Origin of the sequence: Paenilisteria riparia FSL S10-1204, from assembly GCF_000525995.1 — a bacterium.
GTDB lineage: Bacteria > Bacillota > Bacilli > Lactobacillales > Listeriaceae > Listeria_A > Listeria_A riparia.
In genome coordinates this window covers 50,968-69,146 of record NZ_AODL01000024.1, presented here as the reverse complement: position 1 = coordinate 69,146, position 18,179 = coordinate 50,968, and the positions used below count along the sequence as shown (strand labels likewise).

At 45.1% G+C, this 18,179-nt stretch carries 15 protein-coding genes, 1 pseudogene and 1 riboswitch; of the genes and pseudogenes, 13 read left to right on the top strand and 3 right to left on the bottom strand.

Features of this window, described 5'->3' with window-relative positions; all coding sequences use genetic code 11:
* From tnpA to PRIP_RS12255, 6 genes are all read left to right on the top strand, one after another.
* Positions 1 to 383, top strand: a 383-nt coding sequence (gene tnpA, locus PRIP_RS12280; protein WP_036101413.1) for an IS200/IS605 family transposase, incomplete at its 5' end; no start/stop codon positions are given.
* Positions 384 to 535: 152 nt separating this feature from the next.
* Positions 536 to 1,705 (top strand): MFS transporter, encoded by a 1,170-nt coding sequence (locus tag PRIP_RS12275; RefSeq protein ID WP_036101412.1) that lies wholly within the window; start codon positions 536 to 538, stop codon positions 1,703 to 1,705.
* Between the two features lie 84 nt (positions 1,706 to 1,789).
* Positions 1,790 to 1,896, top strand: a riboswitch (SAM riboswitch).
* Between the two features lie 101 nt (positions 1,897 to 1,997).
* Complete coding sequence (gene metE / locus PRIP_RS12270; protein ID WP_036101411.1) at positions 1,998 to 4,280, top strand: 5-methyltetrahydropteroyltriglutamate--homocysteine S-methyltransferase; 2,283 nt, start codon at positions 1,998 to 2,000, stop codon at positions 4,278 to 4,280.
* Between the two features lie 73 nt (positions 4,281 to 4,353).
* Complete coding sequence (locus PRIP_RS12265; protein WP_036101419.1) at positions 4,354 to 5,481, top strand: aminotransferase class I/II-fold pyridoxal phosphate-dependent enzyme; 1,128 nt, start codon at positions 4,354 to 4,356, stop codon at positions 5,479 to 5,481.
* Positions 5,474 to 6,643, top strand: coding sequence for a cystathionine beta-lyase (gene metC / locus PRIP_RS12260; RefSeq protein ID WP_036101410.1), 1,170 nt, complete (start codon positions 5,474 to 5,476; stop codon positions 6,641 to 6,643). Before PRIP_RS12265 ends, metC begins: the two co-directional genes overlap by 8 nt.
* Positions 6,643 to 8,502 carry a bifunctional homocysteine S-methyltransferase/methylenetetrahydrofolate reductase gene (locus PRIP_RS12255; protein WP_036101409.1) on the top strand — a complete coding sequence of 620 codons (1,860 nt, stop codon included), beginning with the start codon at positions 6,643 to 6,645 and terminating at the stop codon, positions 8,500 to 8,502. Before metC ends, PRIP_RS12255 begins: the two co-directional genes overlap by 1 nt.
* Positions 8,503 to 8,548: 46 nt before the next feature.
* Here PRIP_RS12255 and PRIP_RS12250 read toward each other — a convergent pair whose 3' ends face one another.
* Positions 8,549 to 9,493 (bottom strand): 1,4-dihydroxy-2-naphthoate polyprenyltransferase, encoded by a 945-nt coding sequence (locus PRIP_RS12250; RefSeq protein ID WP_036101408.1) that lies wholly within the window; start codon positions 9,491 to 9,493, stop codon positions 8,549 to 8,551.
* Positions 9,494 to 9,687: 194 nt separating this feature from the next.
* On the opposite strand from PRIP_RS12250, the gene PRIP_RS12245 reads away from it, so the two are divergent.
* From PRIP_RS12245 to PRIP_RS12225, 5 genes and pseudogenes are all read left to right on the top strand, one after another.
* On the top strand, positions 9,688 to 11,079 hold the full coding sequence (locus PRIP_RS12245) for an isochorismate synthase (RefSeq protein WP_036101418.1): 1,392 nt from the start codon (positions 9,688 to 9,690) through the stop codon (positions 11,077 to 11,079).
* Positions 11,066 to 12,811 (top strand): 2-succinyl-5-enolpyruvyl-6-hydroxy-3-cyclohexene-1-carboxylic-acid synthase, encoded by a 1,746-nt coding sequence (menD, locus tag PRIP_RS12240; RefSeq protein ID WP_036101407.1) that lies wholly within the window; start codon positions 11,066 to 11,068, stop codon positions 12,809 to 12,811. Before PRIP_RS12245 ends, menD begins: the two co-directional genes overlap by 14 nt.
* Positions 12,811 to 13,638: a 2-succinyl-6-hydroxy-2,4-cyclohexadiene-1-carboxylate synthase gene (gene menH / locus PRIP_RS12235; RefSeq protein ID WP_036101417.1), complete on the top strand. Its 828-nt coding sequence runs from the start codon at positions 12,811 to 12,813 to the stop codon at positions 13,636 to 13,638. Before menD ends, menH begins: the two co-directional genes overlap by 1 nt.
* Positions 13,638 to 14,456, top strand: a complete 819-nt coding sequence (gene menB / locus PRIP_RS12230; protein ID WP_036101406.1) for a 1,4-dihydroxy-2-naphthoyl-CoA synthase — start codon at positions 13,638 to 13,640, stop codon at positions 14,454 to 14,456. The genes menH and menB overlap by 1 nt, the downstream gene beginning before the upstream one ends.
* A 10-nt stretch (positions 14,457 to 14,466) precedes the next feature.
* Positions 14,467 to 15,890: pseudogene (locus tag PRIP_RS12225) on the top strand (o-succinylbenzoate--CoA ligase).
* A gap of 64 nt (positions 15,891 to 15,954) precedes the next feature.
* On the opposite strand, the gene PRIP_RS12220 reads toward PRIP_RS12225, so the two are convergent.
* Both PRIP_RS12220 and yidD read right to left on the bottom strand, forming a co-directional pair.
* The gene (locus PRIP_RS12220; RefSeq protein ID WP_036101405.1) at positions 15,955 to 16,935 is read right to left on the bottom strand and encodes a metal ABC transporter solute-binding protein, Zn/Mn family; all 981 of its coding nucleotides are present in this window, start codon (positions 16,933 to 16,935) and stop codon (positions 15,955 to 15,957) included.
* A 177-nt stretch (positions 16,936 to 17,112) separates the two neighbouring features.
* Positions 17,113 to 17,373, bottom strand: a complete 261-nt coding sequence (yidD, locus tag PRIP_RS12215) for a membrane protein insertion efficiency factor YidD (RefSeq protein ID WP_036101404.1) — start codon at positions 17,371 to 17,373, stop codon at positions 17,113 to 17,115.
* Positions 17,374 to 17,445: 72 nt separating this feature from the next.
* Between yidD and ytkD the strand changes: the two genes are divergently transcribed.
* Complete coding sequence (gene ytkD, locus PRIP_RS12210) at positions 17,446 to 17,922, top strand: RNA deprotection pyrophosphohydrolase (protein ID WP_036101403.1); 477 nt, start codon at positions 17,446 to 17,448, stop codon at positions 17,920 to 17,922.
* 6 nt (positions 17,923 to 17,928) lie between these two features.
* Positions 17,929 to 18,171, top strand: a complete 243-nt coding sequence (locus tag PRIP_RS17020) for a DUF2584 domain-containing protein (protein WP_036101402.1) — start codon at positions 17,929 to 17,931, stop codon at positions 18,169 to 18,171.
* The last annotated feature ends 8 nt before the right edge of the window (positions 18,172 to 18,179 follow it).

Below are 18,179 nucleotides of genomic sequence, written 5' to 3'. Positions count from 1 at the left end.
TCGACGAAAAAATTATCTATGGTCAACTTCGAAAAGATATTGGGGCGATTTTAAGAAAATTATGCGAAATGAAAGATGTAGAAATCATTGAAGCTCATGCCATGCCAGATCATATTCATATGCTCGTACGAATACCGCCTAAAACAAGTGTTTCGAGCTTTATGGGCTTTTTGAAGGGGCATAGCGCTATACTAATCCATGAGCGTCATGCCAATTTAAAATACAATTATGGCAATCGCACATTCTGGTCTAAGGGCTATTATGTATCTACTGTGGGACTGAATCAAAAAACAATCCAAAAGTATATAAGAGAACAAGAAGCAGAGGACCGGATTAAGGCTAGTATAAGCAAACGAGAATACATGGACCCATTCAAAACATAAAAATTTGTCAACATCAGCAGCATAGAAGCGGTTGGCGGTCACTTAGGAAGGGTCCCTTTAGGGGCCAAGCGAGTATTGAGCCCTTCTAGGGCTAATAAAAAGCCACCCGTTCACACGGGTGGATAGTTACTTGATATTTTTGGAGGACTGGAATGAAGAAGGATCGGTTTAAGTTTTGGATTTTGACGGTGGTTGTTGCTATATCGGGATTGTCGCAAGGGTTATTGTTGCCGCTGATTTCGATTATATTTGAGGAGCATGGGATTTCTGCTGGGATTAATGGGTTTCATGCGACGGGGATTTATATCGGGGTGCTATTGGTTTCGCCGTTTATTGAGGCGCCGCTACATCGGTTTGGTTATAAGCCGATTATTATTGTGGGTGGCGGGATTGTAGCGCTGGCACTATTGTTATTTCCACTTTGGTTTAATCTGTACTTTTGGTTTGTGCTGCGGCTTTTGATTGGTGTGGGGGACCATATGCTGCATTTTTCTTCGCAGACTTGGATTGGAGCGATGAGCCATCCTTCGAAACGGGGACGGAATATGGCGGTTTATGGGCTGTTTTTCTCGCTTGGATTTGCGATTGGGCCGCAGTTGGTGAACTTGATGGCGATTAATGTGAATTTGCCGTTCTTTATTTCGGGCTTGATGGTCGTTATTGCCTGGGGACTTGTTTGGTTTTTGCGAAACGAGTTTGTAGCGGAGAATGCGGTGATTCGAGAAATTTCGTTTTTTGGCAGTTTGAAGCGGTTTTCGGATGTGTTTAAACTGGCTTGGATTGCGATGATTCCGCCGTTTGTGTATGGAATACTGGAGACGGCCCTTAATGCTACTTTTCCGATTGTAGGGCTTCGGGACGGGATTCCACAGGCCATGGTTGTGACGATTATTTCTTCTTTTTCGGTGGGAACGATTTTGTTTCAGGTACCGATTGGGATTTTGAGTGATAGAATGGGACGGGGAAAAGTTTTGCCACTTTTTGTTGGTATAGGGGCCATGCTGTTTTTTGCGACGGCGTTTGTTTCGAATAGTTTTGTGTTGATTGGGATGTTTTTTGTGTTGGGAATTTTCTTGGGGTCGATGTATTCGTTGGGGCTTTCTTATATGACGGATTTGACGCCGCTTGAGCTTTTACCTGCGGGAAATATTTTGGTTGGGATGAGCTTTAGTTTGGGAAGTATTCTTGGTCCTTCGGCGACAGGAATTATGATTGGCTTGTTTGGAAATGATGTGTTTTATTTCGTTATTACTGGACTGCTTGTTTTGGCTTTTATAGCGCTGTTTTTGGGGAAAAAGGGAAAGCAGGAACAATTAGGTTAAATTTTTTAGTTGACAGGGATTTGATGGGATGGTAATATAAATTCAATACATTCGAGCTGGATGTAATTTCAATTTCATATGAAACTCTTATTGTGAGTGGTAGAGGGACTGGCCCTGTGAAACCCGGCAACCTTTCAATTTTTTGAAAAGGTGCTAAATCCTGCAAAGTGTGATGCTTTGAAAGATAAGAGAGTGCATGCATGTTCGTTCTTTCGGATATTCGTAACCTCTCTGGTCAGTAGCTAGAGAGTTTTTTTTGTATGAAAAATTAATAAGGGAATGGTGATGTGAAATGGCAAATGTTCAAAGTTCAAATTTAGGGTATCCGCGTCTTGGTGAGAAACGAGAGTGGAAGAAAGCGTTGGAGAGTTACTGGAACAATAAGATTTCAGAAGAGCAATTACTTTCTGAAACTAAAGAATTGCGTTTACAAGCTTTGAAGAAACAGCAGGATAAAGGGATTGATTTGATTCCTGTTGGGGATTTCTCATTTTACGATCATATTCTGGATACGAGTATTACATTTGGTATTGTGCCGAAGCGCTTTGCTTATGATGGTGGGAAGGTGCCGATTGATACATATTTTGAGATAGCGCGTGGTAAGGATGATGCGGTGGCTTCGGAGATGACGAAGTGGTTTAATACGAATTATCATTATATCGTGCCGGAGCTTGAGGATGCGAAGCCGCAATTGACGGAGAATCGAGCGTTGTTTTATTACGAAGAGGCGAAACGGGAGCTTGGTATTGATGGGAAGCCAGTCCTTGTTGGGCCGATTACGTATTTGAAGCTGGCGAAGGGAAATGCTGATTTTAAAGGATTGCTAGATCAGTTAGTTCCGCTGTATGGTCAGGTTTTAAAGGAATTGCAAGATGCGGGTGCGACGTGGGTGCAGATTGATGAGCCTTACTTAGCAACAAGTTTTGATAAGAGTGAGTTGGCGTTGTTTGAAGAGGTGTACGCGAATTTTGCTAAAGTTGCACCTGATTTGAAAATTGAATTGCAAACCTATTTCGAAAGTCTTGATTATTTTGAAGAAGTTGTGAAACTTCCGGTTTCTGCGATTGGTGTGGATTTTGTGCACGATCATGGGGAATCGATTGAGGCGCTTGAGAAATTTGGATTCCCAGCAGATAAGGTTTTGGCGGCTGGGGTGATTGATGGTAGGAACGTTTGGCGTGCGGACTTGGATGCGAAGCTAGCATTACTGGAGCGTATCGCAAAAGTAGTTCCTAAAGAGCGGTTGATTGTGCAGCCTTCTAGTTCTTTATTGCATGTGCCGGTGACGAAGCTGAGTGAGCCTGATTTGGACGGAGTTTTGCTTGGTGGATTATCGTTTGCGGATGAGAAGTTAGTGGAATTGGTAGCTCTGGCAAAAGCGCTAAACGGAGAAGATGTGAAGGCGACGTTTGCGGATGCCAAAGCTGGGCTTGATGCGATTAATGGGTCGCATCACCGAAATAATGCGGAAGTGCAAGAGGCGATTCGGAATTTAGAAAATGTGGAAGTAAAACGTGATTTACCGTTTGCCGAGCGGATTAAGTTGCAGCATGAATGGCTACAGTTGCCGTTGTTGCCAACGACGACGATTGGTAGTTTCCCGCAGTCTCCTGAGGTTCGGAAAAAACGTTCGGACTGGTTGAAAAAGGTGATTACGGACGCGGAATATGAGAAGTTTATTGAGGAAGAAACGGAGCGCTGGATTCGAATTCAAGAGGACTTGGATTTGGATGTGTTGGTGCATGGTGAGTTTGAAAGAACGGACATGGTGGAGTATTTTGGTCAGAAGTTAGAAGGCTTCCAAGCGACAAAGTTTGGCTGGGTACAGTCTTATGGATCGCGTGCGGTGCGTCCACCATTGGTTTATGGGGATGTGGCGTTTACGGAGGCTATCACGGTGAAGGAAAGCGTATATGCGCAGTCGTTAACGGATCGTCCTGTGAAGGGGATGTTGACGGCGCCAGTGACGATTATCAATTGGTCGTTTGTGCGTGATGATGTACCGGATTATGTGGTTGCAAATCAAGTTGGATTGGCATTGCGTAAAGAGGTAGAGGCACTTGAGGCTGCTGGTATTCGAGTGATTCAAGTGGATGAGCCGGCGCTTCGTGAAGGGTTACCACTAAAACGTTCGAGATGGCAAAAATACTTGGATGATGCGGTGTATTCCTTCAAGTTAACAACGACTTCCGTGAAAAATGATACGCAAATTCATACGCATATGTGTTATGCGGAGTTTGAAGATATTATTGATACGATTAGTGCGCTGGATGCGGATGTTATTTCGATTGAAACGTCCAGGAGTCATGGTGAGATTATTGAAACCTTTGAGAAAGTGGGATATGACAAAGAGATTGGCTTAGGTGTTTATGATATTCATAGCCCGCGTGTCCCAACGACTGGTGAGATTCAAGAAAATATCCACCGTGCATTAAAAGTCATCGATGTCCGTCAGTTCTGGGTAAATCCGGACTGTGGTTTGAAAACGCGTAAGGAAAAAGAAACAGTGGAGGCGCTTCGTGACATGGTAAATGCGACAAAGGAAATTCGCGAAGAGTACAAAGTAACTAAATAAGTGGAAATTAGGCGCTAGGAACGGCATCATGTTGCTACTCCTAGCGCTTTTTAAATTATTGGAGGGGATTGGATTGACAAAATTACAAAAAGAAACGATTGTAGCGCAAATTGGGAATCGAAAAAGTGGGGCGACTGGTGCTGTCAATATGCCGATTTATTTGTCGACTGCTTACCGTCATGAAGATCTTGGTGTGTCAACGGGATATGATTATACGAGAACGGGAAATCCGACGCGTGAAGTTTTAGAAGAGGCACTTGCGACATTGGAAAATGGGACGGCTGGTTTTGCTACTAGTTCAGGTATGAGTGCGATTCAGTTGATCTTTACGCTTTTTGCAAGTGGGGATCATATTATTTCTTCACGGGATTTATATGGTGGTACATATCGTTATTTTGAGCTGATCGCGAAGAAATATCGGGTTGATTTTTCGTATTGGGAGACAACCGATCTTGCGGATTTGGAGAGCTTGTTGAAGCCAGAGACGAAGGCGGTGTTTATTGAGACGCCTACAAATCCGTTGATGGTGGAAACGGATTTGTCGGCAGTGGTTGCTTTTGCAAAGAAACACGGGTTGCTCGTCATTGTGGATAATACGTTTTTGACGCCGGTTTTGCAGCAGCCGCTTGATTTGGGTGTGGATATTGTGTTTCATAGTGCGACGAAGTATTTAGGTGGGCATAATGATGTGCTTGCGGGTGCTGTGATTGTGAAGGATGAGGCGTTAGCTTTGCAGTTGCGTGATTTCCATAATTCGATTGGGGCGGTGCTTTCGCCGTTTGATAGCTGGCTTTTGATTCGTGGATTGAAGACGCTTGTTTTGCGGGTGGAGCAACATCAGAAAAATGCGCGCAAAGTCGTGGCGTTTTTGGAAGGGCATGAGGCGGTCACAAAAGTGTTGTATCCTGGAAAAGGCGGGATGGTGAGCTTCTTAATTAAGGATGCTGGGCTTGTTTCAACACTTTTGCGAAATCTGGAACTGTTTACTTTTGCGGAGAGTCTTGGTGGTGTAGAGAGTTTGATTACGTATCCGGTGACGCAGACGCATGCGGACGTGCCGCGGGAGCTTCGGGAATCTTATGGTTTGACGGATGAGTTGTTGCGGATTTCTGTAGGAATTGAAAATAGTGATGATTTGATTGCAGATTTGGAACAAGCTTTTGCGAGTGTTTTGAAGGAAGGGGTGAGCGTGCATGAGTGAGGAAATTTCTTTTCGGACGAAGGTTGTGCATGCGAGCTTGGGGATTGATGAGGCGACGGGTGCTTTGAATACGCCGCTACATTTATCTTCGACGTTTCACCAGCCAGATTTTGATAATTATCATGCGTTTGATTACGCGAGATCAGGGAATCCGACGCGCCAGGCTGTGGAAGAAGCGATTGCAAAATTGGAAAATGGGACGCATGGCTTTGCATTTGCGACTGGGATGGCTGCTATTTCGGCGGCACTACTGACGTTGTCGCAAGGGGATCATTTTATTATTTCGGGCGATGTGTATGGCGGGACGTTTCGGTTGACGGAACAGGTTTTGCCGCGGTATGGGATTACGCATACGTTTGTTGATATGGGTGATTTGGATGCGGTGGCCGCGGCTTTCCAGGAGAATACGAAATTGGTTTATGTGGAGACGCCTTCGAATCCGTTGATGCGTGTGACGGATATTGAGGCGGTGGCGCGACTTGCGAAAGAGCATGATTGTTTGACGTTTGTGGATAATACGTTTTTGACGCCAGTTTTGCAACGGCCTTTGGATTTGGGCGCGGACTTGGTTGTGCATAGTGCGACGAAGTTTCTCGGTGGCCATAGTGATATTTTAGCGGGACTTGTTGTGACGAATAATGAGGCGCTTGCTAAACAAGTATATTTCATGCAAAATTCGACGGGCGGTGTTCTCGGTGTGCAGGATTGTTGGTTGCTACTGCGTGGTTTGAAAACATTGGCGGTGCGGATGAATGTTGGCACGGAGTCGGCGCAGCGTGTGGCGGAATTTTTGGAAGCGGATGAGCGGGTTGCGGCGGTGTTTTATCCTGGTTTGTCGTCACATCCTGATTATGCGTTGCAACAGGCGCAGGCGGATGCTGCGGGCGCGGTTTTGTCGTTTGACCTTGGTAGTGAAGAGGCGGCGCGCCAATTTGTGAATCATGTGCATTTGCCGGTTTTTTCGGTGAGTTTGGGCGCGGTGGAGAGTATTTTGTCTTATCCTGCACGGATGTCACATGCGGCGATTCCTGAGGCAGAACGGTTGAAACTTGGTATTACGCCAGGATTATTACGCTTTTCGGTGGGGCTTGAGGATGTGGATGATATTATTCAAGATTTCAAGCAGGCACTTGCGTATACAGTGGAAAGGAGTGCTCGTTGATGAATTTACGCCGCGATTTAAGTGAGAAGGTTTTAATTGCTGATGGTGCAATGGGTACACTGCTTTATTCTTATGGGGTTGACCGTTCCTTTGAAGAATTAAATTTATCGCATCCAGATGATATCGTTGCGATTCACCGGGCTTATATCGAGGCGGGTGCAGACATTATTCAAACAAACACGTACAGTGCGAATTATATTAAATTATCGCGCTATGGCTTGCAAGATGATATTAAAAAAATTAACCAAGCGGCTGTGCGACATGCGAAGGAGGCGGCGCGTGGGACGGGTGTTTATATTTTTGGTACGATTGGCGGGATTAATGGCGCGAATGATGCGCGAATTTCGGCGCCCAGCATGGAGGAGATTAAGCGTAGTTTTAGAGAGCAGCTGTATTGTTTGTTGCTTGAGGGCGTGGATGCGATTTTACTGGAGACGTATTATGATTTAGATGAACTGAAAACGGTACTGAAAATTACGCGGGAAACGACGGACTTGCCGATTATTGCGAATGTGTCGATGCATGAACCGGGTTTGCTACAGAGTGGCCAGACGCTTGCCTCGGCTTTGCAGGAATTGGCGGATCTTGGTGCCGATGTTGTTGGCGGTAACTGTAGGTTGGGCCCGTATCATATGGCGAAGGCGCTAGAGAGTGTGCCGATTTTGGAGAATGCGTATTTGTCGGCTTATCCGAATGCTAGTTTGCCGCAGATGGACGAAGGAAAAGTGGTTTATCAGACGGAAACGGATTATTTTGAGCAATATGGTGAGATTTTTAGGCAAGAAGGTGTGCGCTTGATTGGTGGTTGCTGTGGGACGACGCCAGATCATATTCGAGCGCTACGCAAAGGCTTGAAATCGTTAGAGCCAATTACTTCAAAAGTAGTGCATCCGATTGTGGAATTAGCGGAATTGGAATCAGCAGAAGACGTTGGCGTGCGTTTGACGGACAAAGTGAAAGAGGCATTTACCGTGTTGGTAGAGCTTGATCCGCCGCGCACTTTTGATACGGATACATTTTTTGAAGGAGCGAAGGCGCTGGATGATGCGGGGGTCGATGCGATTACGATTTCGGATAATTCGCTTGCGACACCGCGGATTAGTAATATGGCGCTGGCCGCGATTTTGAAGCAGGAATACAATATTAGACCGCTGATTCATTTGACGACACGAGACCATAATTTGATTGGGATGCATTCGCATATCATGGGTTTTCATAAGTTGGGAATTCTGGATGTGTTGGCAGTGACGGGAGATCCGAGTAAGGTTGGTGATTTTCCAGGAGCGTCTTCGGTATTTGATTTGCGCTCGGTGGAATTGGTGCAGCTGATTAAGAAGTTCAATGACGGGATTTCGTATACCGGGAAATCGTTGAAGGAGAAGGCGCGTTTCCAAGTAGCTGCAGCGTTTAATCCAAATGTACTGAAGCTCGATAAAGCGGTTCGCCTGATTGAACGGAAAGTGGAGTATGGCGCGGATTACATTATTACACAACCCATTTATGACATGGAAAAGGCAGCACAGCTAAAAGAAGCGCTTGATGCGGCGGGAATTACAGTACCGATTTTTGTTGGTGTGATGCCATTACTTTCTAGCCGAAATGCGGAGTTCTTGCATAATGAAGTGCCTGGTATTCGGTTGACGGATGAGGTTCGTGAGCGGATGCGTGAGGCGGAGCAGACAGGGACAGCACGAGAAGAGGGAATGGCGATTGCAAAGGAAATTATCGATGCGATTTGTAAGCATTTCAATGGTGTTTACATTATCACACCGTTCTTGCGCTATGATTTGTCGATTGAGCTGACGAAATATGTACAGAGTAAACAAGACATCACAGAGCAAATTATATCGCAAAACTAAAAAAGTACCAGCGAGCCATTAACGGTTCACTGGTACTTTTTCATTGTTAAAAATCAACCATGTTCGCGCTTAGTAAGCTGATTAAAAAGGCGATAGCTAGTAATAAGCCGAAGAATGTGAGTGCTTTGCTCGTTGCTTTCATCGCGGGAACCATCGTAATTGGTACGCTTTTGCCGATGAAGCGGCGAACGGCTTTGATAGCTTCGGGAACGCTTAGAAGGATGATTAAAATCCAGGGCGTTGCTTGCACCGTGAAAATTAAGGCGATTTCCCATGCATACGCGAAAATAAATGCGGCAGTGAATAAAACAAGTGCGCCTTTACGGCCGAGTAGAATCGCTAACGTGAGGCGTCCGTTTGCTTTGTCGGGCTCTAAATCACGGATACTGTTTGCGAGCAAGAGGTTGCCGACTAAGACCATCACTGGAATCGATACGTATACAATGAAAGAACTAATAAATCCGGCTTGAATATAGAAGGAAATGTAGGTAATGATTCCTCCCATGAAAAAACCTGCCATGATTTCGCCAAATGGTGTGTAGGCGATTGGATAAGGACCGCCAGTGTATAAATAACCGACAAGCATTGAAATAATACCGAGTAACCCAATCCACCAGTTATTTACGTCCATACATAAGTAAACACCGCCAAGAATCGCTAATACATATAGAAAAATGGCAAGGAATAAAATAAATCCTGGTTTCATCCCATTCCTAACAATTGCGCCACCGTTTCCTACTGTATGTTCATCATCTTGTCCTTTTTTGTAGTCATAATATTCATTGAAAAGATTTGCTGATGTTTGGATGAGGAAGCAGGAAATTAACATTACGAAAAAACGCGTAAAATGAAAACTTTCATAGCTCATTGCGACAGTAGTTCCTAAAAATACAGGGACGAATGATGCGACCAATGTGTGCGGACGAAGTAACATCCACCATTTATGGAAACCAGAGTGCCGTACAATGGCTGATTTTGTGCCGTGTGCCATTTGTTTCTCTCCTTTTTTTAAACCTTTATACTTGTTTAATTTTAGGGAAATTTGAGCCATTAGTCAATTAAATAGGATAATTCTTTTTGAAATGGGGGATGTAGTTGTTTTATAAAGTGTCTAAAGGTGTAAAAATAACAGGCTTTTGTTATAATGAGGAGGTGAGTCAAGGCAATGAAGGAGAGATGAGTAATATGGGACTAACATTGCCGATAGAGCTATTTGAGCAGGCAAAGCGGACCATGGATTCGCAAAAAGGGCAAGTGTTGCTCAGTTGGGTAACGGAACTGACAGACATTACTGCAAAGCAACTATTTGACCAGGCAGAGACTTTTAAGGGAGAGCGATTCTTCTGGCAAAATAAAGAACAATCTTTGCGACTTGCTGGATTTGGCGTGATGGATCAGTTACGCATGGAGGCTGGGAGCGACCGCTTTTCGGCATTACATACAAGAAAAGAGCAGGTGCTCCGCAGAACGGTGACGAACAGTGAGGAAAGCGCTTGTGGTGCGGTTTATTTTGGTGGATTTCGCTTCGATTCGCAAAGTGATGTGGCGCCGGAATGGGAATCGTTTGGGCAAGGACTTTTTTATTTGCCGTTGTTTTTGGTGACGGAGAAGGAAGATTGTTGTTATTTGTCGGTAAATATTTGGCTGTCGGCGGATGATGAGTTTGATAAAATAGAGGCTATAATGGCGCAGTGGGAACGAATTTGTGATGCTTCGCCCGGCATTGATGCTACGCCAGATTGTATTTTGGAGGAGCGGCTGGCTGAGGATGCTTGGCTCGCGGCTGCGACGGATGTTGTGGCGTTACTGCAAGACACGGAACATTTGCAAAAAGTGGTACTGGCGCGACGTATGCGACTGGGTTTTGATGGCTTTTTGTCGAGTAATCGGATTATCGCGAATATGGAGGCGCAGCAAGAGAATAGTTATTATTTCGTGTTGGAAAATGGGACGCGGACTTTCTTTGGGGCGACCCCGGAACGTTTAGTATTGGCAGATGAAACGCGGATGGAGTCGGCTTGTGTGGCTGGTTCGATTGGCCGTGGAACGACGGATGCAGAAGATGAGACGCTGGGGGCAATGTTACTTAATGATGCAAAGAACTTAGCGGAACATCATTTTGTAGTGGAGATGATTGAGGAGACGATGGCGCGCTTTTGCGAGGATGTGGAAGTGTCGGCGAATCCGGAATTGCTTAAAAATAGGGATATTCAGCACTTGTATATGACGGTTGCTGGGAATCGGGGTTCGGCGAAGTTGCTGGACGTGGTTCGGGCGCTTCATCCGACGCCAGCGCTTGGTGGTTGGCCACAGGAAGATGCGATGACGGTGATTCGATTGAAGGAAGCGATGGATCGTGGGCTTTACGGGGCACCGATTGGCTGGATTGATGCGAAGGATCGTGGTGAGTTTGTGGTCGCGATTCGTTCGGCGCTTACGGTGGACACGGATGCGTTATTGTATGCAGGATGCGGTATTGTGGCAGATTCAGTGCCAGTAGATGAACTTGCGGAGACGGCGATGAAGTTCCAGCCGATGTTACGCGTATTAGGAGGTAAAGTACATGAACGATCATAGACAAGTCATGACGGAATATTTGGCAGCTTTTGTAGAGGAATTAGTACAGGCTGGCGTGAAAGAAGCGGTAATTAGTCCGGGCTCGCGCTCGACGCCGATTGCTTTACTGATGGCAGAACATCCGACGCTAAAAATTTATGTGGATGTGGATGAACGCTCGGCGGGATTTTTCGCGCTGGGAATTGCAAAGGCTTCGAAAAGACCGGTTGTTCTTTTGTGCACGTCGGGAACGGCGGCGGCGAATTATTTTCCTGCGGTGGCAGAAAGCAATTTGTCACAGGTGCCGTTGCTTGTTTTGACGGCGGATCGGCCGCATGAATTGCGAAATGTTGGGGCGCCGCAAGCGATGGATCAGGTGCAGTTATTTGGGACGCATGTGAAGGACTTTACGGATATGGCGTTACCAGAAAATTCGACGGAAATGTTGCGTTTTGCAAAATGGCACGGCTCGAAGGCTGTGGATATTGCAATGAATGCGCCACGTGGGCCGGTGCATTTGAACTTCCCATTGCGTGAGCCATTGATGCCAATTTTGGAGCCGTCACCGTTTGCTGTGACGGATAAGAAGCGCCGTCATGTGCATATTTATTACACCCATGAAGTGTTGGAGGACGCAGTAATTACGCAGATTATTGAAGCATGTGCTGGCAAGCGTGGTGTTTTTGTGGCGGGACCGCTAGATAAGAAGGCTTTCTCACCAAAAATTGTGGCGCTTGCAGAGCAGATTGGTTGGCCGATTTTGGCAGATCCGTTGTCGCAGTTACGTAGTTACGGGACGTATAGCGATGTCGTGATTGACCAGTATGATGCGATTTTGCAAGAGGAGACGGCACGTGTGGCGTTGCAACCGGAAGTCGTGATTCGTTTTGGGGCAATGCCGGTGTCGAAGTCGCTTTCGAAATGGCTGGAGGGACTGGAAGACGTGATGTTTTACGTGGTGGATCCTGGTGCAGCTTGGAAAGACCCGATTAAAGCGGTGACGAACATGATTCATTGCGATGAGCATTTCTTGGTGCAGGCATTGACGGAAGGCTGGCAGGAGAAGACAGAGCCTAGTTGGACGAGGATGTGGCATGATTTGAATGGAAAAGTGCAAGCGGTGATGCAAGAGCATATGGCGGAGCTTGAGCAATTGGACGAAGGCAAACTTGTGTATGAATTGCGTGAGTGGATTCCGGAACGTGCGGGACTGTTCATTGGTAATAGTATGCCGATTCGTGATGTAGATACGTATTTTGCGCAAATTGATAAGCAGGTACGGATGCTTGCTAATCGTGGCGCGAATGGGATTGATGGCGTAGTTTCTTCTGCGCTTGGTGCGAGTTTGACGGAACAGCCGATGTATTTGCTGATTGGTGATTTGTCGTTTTATCATGATATGAACGGACTTTTGATGGCGAAAAAGTATGGCCTGAACTTGACGATTATCGTTGTGAATAATAACGGCGGCGGGATTTTCTCATTTTTACCGCAGGCAAAAGAACCGAAGTATTTTGAGACGTTGTTTGGAACGGGAGCGGATCTTGATTTCCGTTATGCGGCGGCGCTCTATGAGGGGGATTTCCATGAGGTGAAGGATTGGAATGAACTGCATGATGCGCTAGATAAGGCGCAGTTCCACAAGGGACTCGATATTATTGAGGTGAAGACGAATCGGTATGAGAACGTCGACGGGCATCGGGCTTTGTGGGCGCGGATTGCAACGGAGATTCGTGAGGCGTTGACCGAATGATGCGGATTCGTGATGTGGCATACCATGTCGTGGAGACGAATCGGGCGATGATGGGACGCGGAACGTTGCTTTTGTTGCATGGATTTACGGGATCGCACGCGACGTATGATGGTATTTTGCCTATATTGGCCACGGATTGGCATTGTGTGACGGTGGATTTGTTGGGGCATGGTAAAACGGATGCTCCGCGGGATGCCGCGCGTTATGCGATGCGTGAACAGACGGCGGACTTGATTGCGATTTTGGACGGGCTTGGTGTGACGGAGGCCATGGTGTTGGGATACTCGATGGGAGGCCGTTTGGCGCTAGGCTTAGCGGTGGAATACCCGAATCGGGTGAGGATGCTGGTACTTCAAAGTGCTTCGCCAGGTCTTGAAAATGCGCAAGACCGGCAACTGCGCGCGGCTCGTGATGCGGAACTTGCGATGCGGATTGAGGCGGATGGTGTCGCCAATTTTGTGGCTGGGTGGGAACGGTTGCCACTTTTTGCAACGCAGGCGAGTATTCCAGAAACACAACAAGCGAAAATTCGCGAGGAGCGCTTAAATCAGCGTGCTAGCGGGTTGACAGGAAGTTTACAAGGAATGGGGACGGGTGTTCAGCCTTCTTTTTGGAAGGATTTGCCGTCGCTTGCTATTCCGACCTTGCTTTTAGCGGGGCATGAGGACCAGAAATTTTGCGGGATTGCGCGGGATATGAAAGACGCGTTACCTGATGCAAAATATATAACCATTTCCAATGCGGGGCATACGATTCATCTGGAACAACCGGAATGTTTTGGCTATGCGGTGCGCAATTGGCTACGAATTAGAGGAGGAACGAAATAATGGGTTTTGATTGGAAGAAAGAGAAGGATTACGAGGAAATTAAGTATGAAACTTACGAGGGTATCGCGAAAATTACGATTAACCGTCCGCAGGTTCACAATGCGTTTACACCAAAAACAGTGATTGAAATGATTGATGCGTTTACGATTGCGCGTGATGATGCAAAAGTTGGCGTCATTATTTTAACAGGGGAAGGCGAGAAGGCATTCTGCTCTGGTGGCGATCAGAAGGTTCGCGGCAACGGTGGTTATGTTGGGGATGACAATATTCCTCGTTTGAACGTGCTTGATTTGCAACGTTTGATTCGTGTGATTCCAAAACCAGTCATTGCAATGGTCGCTGGTTGGTCTATCGGTGGCGGAAATGTGTTGCAACTGGTGTGTGACTTGACGATTGCGGCGGACAACGCGAAATTTGGTCAAACAGGACCGAATGTTGGTAGCTTCGATGCAGGTTATGGTTCTGGTTACTTGGCGCGCGTTATCGGTCACAAAAAAGCGAAAGAAGTTTGGTTCATGTGTCGTCAATACACGGCTGCTGAAGCGCTTGAAATGGGCTGGATAAACACAGTTGTGCCGCTTGCAGAGCTTGAAACAGAGACAGTTGCCTGGGCGAAAGAAATGTTGAAGAAAAGTCCGACGGCGCTTCGTTTTATTAAAGCTGCATTCAACGCGGACACAGACGGTCTTGCCGGCATTCAACAACTAGCGGGCGATGCGACATTGCTTTATTATACGACGGATGAAGCGAAAGAAGGACGTGACGCGTTCAAAGAAAAACGTGATCCTGATTTCGACCAATTCCCGAAATTCCCTTGAGGTGACAATAATGGAACTAACCAATTGGTTGGAAAAACGAGTGCGGCTTTCTCCAAAGAGGACCGCGCTTGTTTTTGATGGTAAGCAAGAAACTTTTTTAGATATATATGATGCTGTGCAAAAAGTGACTGGGCAACTGGCTTCTTTTGGTGTGCGCGACGGGATGTTCGTGGCATTGCTCGGTAAAAATGACCGCGATACTTTTCTGATGATTCATGCGTTGCAGCAACTAGGGGCCAAGACGGTGTTTTTGAATAACCGGCTGACCGCGACGGAAATGGGATATCAAATTCGAGATGCGCAGGTAGAACGGTGTTTGTATGCGGCAGATTTCGCGGATGTGATGCTGAATGCGGCGGGGGATATACGGGCAGTGGCTTTTACGGAAGTTATGATGGTGGAGCCTGCTGGCGTGACGCAAGCAGTTTCTCATTTTGAAATGGAGGCGGTGGCTTCGATTATGTATACTTCAGGCACAACGGGCAAACCAAAAGGCGTGATGCAAACATTTGGCAACCATTGGTGGAGCGCGACGGGGTCTATGCTGAATCTTGGTTTACAGGAGGGGGACAGTTGCTTTGCGCCGTACCAATTTTTCATATTAGCGGCTTGTCGATTTTAATGCGTTCGGTGATTTACGGAATACCTGTATACTTAGAGGAACATTTCGACGCAGAACGTGTTGATCAATTGTTGCATAGTGGCAAAGTAACCATTATCTCCGTCGTAACAACGATGGTGCAGCGCTTGCTAGATACATACACAAAATCCTATCATCCGAAATTCCGTTGTATGTTGCTTGGCGGAGGCCCTGCTAGCAAAGCCATATTAGAATCCTGTTTCGCAAAAGGTATTCCACTCATTCAATCATACGGTATGACAGAAACCGCGTCACAAATCGTGACACTACCTCCAGAAGACGCACTACAAAAAATCGGCGCATCAGGTAAGCCATTATTTCCAGCAGAAGTTAAAATCAGCAACCAAGATGAAATACTGCTAAAAGGTCCTAATATAACGGCGGGCTATCTGCATAATGAAGCGGCAACACAGGCTGCCTTCGATGCTGACGGATGGTTTCAAACAGGAGATATTGGTTATCTCGATCAAGATGGCTTCTTATTTGTTCAAGAACGGCGCTCTGATTTAATTATTTCAGGTGGTGAAAATATTTATCCTACAGAAATTGAACATGTTTTGTTAGATTATCCAACAATCCTAGAAGTAGCTGTTGTGGCAAAGCAGGATGACAAATGGGGAGAAGTTCCTGTCGCTTTCTTAGTTAGTAGTAAAGAAACATCGGAAGCGCAATTACATCAATTTTGTAGAGAAAGACTAGCCAAATATAAAATTCCGCACCAATTTCATTTTCTTGATGAATTACCAAAAACAGCTTCACAAAAAATTCAACGGCATAAATTAAAACAACTATAATCAAGATAACAAAAAGAATCCAAACAAAGGGCTTCCCTCTGGAATTTGGATTCTTTTTGTTACTTTAATAATTCAATGCTGTCTTCAATGCCGCCAAATTATCTTTCATAATCGACATATAATCACGTTTTGCATCTATATCTTTTTGTGTCAATGTCTCTAAGTTATGCAACTTCATTGTTTTCGTGTTTGTTTCTTTTTGGATGACATCAGCGATTTTAGAGTTTGTATTTTGTTCTAGTAAAATATAAGGGATTTTCTCGCTTTTAATCGTATTTACAATCGTAGTTAGTTTCTTTTGGGAAGGTTCGTCGCTTGTGGAGATGCCAGCAATCGGAATTTGTTTTAAGCCATATTCCTTTTCCCAGTAGCCATACGCTGCATGCGCGGTGACGAAATCTTTATGTTTTGCAGTTTCAGCCATTGATTTGTACTCTGAATTCAATGATTTTAGCTCAGATACAACTTTATCGTAGTTTTTGTTGAATGTTTCTTTTTGAGCGGGTAGTTCTTTGCTGAGGTTGTCGCGAACGGTTGCGGCCATTGTAATCATATAGTTCGGATCAAGCCAAACGTGGGGATTAATATCGCCATGGTCGTGCTCATGCTCATGCTCATGGTCATGAGCATCTTCACCTTCATCTTCATCTAGTAGTTCTTTCTCTTCATGAGACATCGTCGGCAAATTCAAATTATCTGTTGTTACGACAAATTTCACGTTGTCGTTTTTCAAAGATTGTTTCGCTTTATCAACAAAGCCCTCCATACCAAGGCCGATATAGAAAAATAAATCGCTATCGGCAATGTGCATCATGTCTTTTTGTGTGGGCTCAAAGCTGTGTGCATCAGAGCCTGGGGGATAGACGGAATGTGCATCTACATATTTACCACCAATTTGTGATGCTAAGTATTGTAAAGGATACACAGTTGCATATACGGTCAATTTGTCGTTGTCTTTCTTCTGTGCATCGCTATTGTCACCACATCCTGTTAAGAAAACAGTCACAACTAATAATGTACTAAGTAAAAATGCTAATTTCTTCAAAAATGGAAACCTCCTAAATCGAAATGATTCTTATTTGATGTGCAAAAATAATAAATCGTAGTCGTTACGATTTAACATCAGAAATCTATAATAACGCATCTGGAATGAAAAAGCAAGACTTAATATGGATTTTTTCAGAAAAAATAGGAGAGGTCCACGCGTTCCTTGCACCGACTCCTACTTTTCATTATAATGGTGATGATGGTGGTGAGCTTTGTCATCGCATTTAAGAGGCACTAAATCAACGCCGCCTTTATGCAATGGATGACATTTTGAAATTCGCTTAATAGTAAGCCAGCCGCCTTTTAGCGCACCGTGTTCTGTAATGGCTTCCATGCCGTATTGAGAACATGTCGGATAGAAACGGCACGTACCAGGTTTAAGAGGCGAAATATAGTTGCGATAAAGCTGAATACCGCCTAACATAATTTTCTTCATTTTACTAATCACCTTCATTAAATAGGATATAATTATCGTACCACAAATTTGAAAAAAAGAAAGGGAAGAAGCATGTATACGTACCAAGATTCGCTAGGTAATGCCGTTTCGATTCAGTTTAATGCGACAAAAGAAGCAGATGATGTGCTTGTCATTGCGCGATTTCATGATGCATGGCTGTTTACGTCACACAAAACGCGAGGTATTGAGTTTCCTGGTGGTAAGGGGGAGCGTAAAGAGACCAATGAGGACACGGCAAGACGTGAAACAATGGAAGAAACAGGCGCCAAATTGGACAAGTTACATCGAATAGCGCAATATGAAGTAAAGACGGCAGAGCGTATTTTTAGCAAACGAGTCTTTTTTGCGAATGTGATGGGTTTTGTCAATCAGGTAGACTATATGGAAACGCATGGCCCAATTCTTATCGCGGGAGATTTAAGAGATATTGTCAAAGCTGAGTCATTTAGTTTTTTCATGCGTGATGAAGGAATGCAGGTCGTGATTCAGGAAGTTATGCACCAAATGCAAATAAATAATTGGAGGTAGAAAAAGATGGGAATGCCATTAGAAGTCAATACAATGATCGTAACAAAGGGCAAGGAAAAGCGAATTGAAGGTAATTTTTTTGAATTGAAGAAAGAAGGGTATCGTATTTATCCGATTGATGTGCCGGTAGAAGTGCGGACGACGAAGGAAAGCGAAACAAATGGAATTGCAGTGCCATCGAAGCTGATTTGGGAGAATAATACGACGATTATTACATATGAGCTCGTGTCGCTAAATTCAAGCAACTAAGGAGGAAA

Bases quoted from the DNA above. Each gene is read 5' to 3' on its own strand.
- PRIP_RS12275 (WP_036101412.1), top strand. From the start codon at position 536: ATGAAGAAGGATCGGTTTAAGTTTTGGATTTTGACGGTGGTTGTTGCT.
- metE (WP_036101411.1), top strand. From the start codon at position 1,998: ATGGCAAATGTTCAAAGTTCAAATTTAGGGTATCCGCGTCTTGGTGAG.
- metC (WP_036101410.1), top strand. From the start codon at position 5,474: ATGAGTGAGGAAATTTCTTTTCGGACGAAGGTTGTGCATGCGAGCTTG.
- PRIP_RS12255 (WP_036101409.1), top strand. From the start codon at position 6,643: ATGAATTTACGCCGCGATTTAAGTGAGAAGGTTTTAATTGCTGATGGT.
- PRIP_RS12250 (WP_036101408.1), bottom strand. From the start codon at position 9,493: ATGGCACACGGCACAAAATCAGCCATTGTACGGCACTCTGGTTTCCAT.
- PRIP_RS12245 (WP_036101418.1), top strand. From the start codon at position 9,688: ATGGGACTAACATTGCCGATAGAGCTATTTGAGCAGGCAAAGCGGACC.
- menD (WP_036101407.1), top strand. From the start codon at position 11,066: ATGAACGATCATAGACAAGTCATGACGGAATATTTGGCAGCTTTTGTA.
- menH (WP_036101417.1), top strand. From the start codon at position 12,811: ATGCGGATTCGTGATGTGGCATACCATGTCGTGGAGACGAATCGGGCG.
- menB (WP_036101406.1), top strand. From the start codon at position 13,638: ATGGGTTTTGATTGGAAGAAAGAGAAGGATTACGAGGAAATTAAGTAT.
- yidD (WP_036101404.1), bottom strand. From the start codon at position 17,373: ATGAAGAAAATTATGTTAGGCGGTATTCAGCTTTATCGCAACTATATT.
- ytkD (WP_036101403.1), top strand. From the start codon at position 17,446: ATGTATACGTACCAAGATTCGCTAGGTAATGCCGTTTCGATTCAGTTT.
- PRIP_RS17020 (WP_036101402.1), top strand. From the start codon at position 17,929: ATGGGAATGCCATTAGAAGTCAATACAATGATCGTAACAAAGGGCAAG.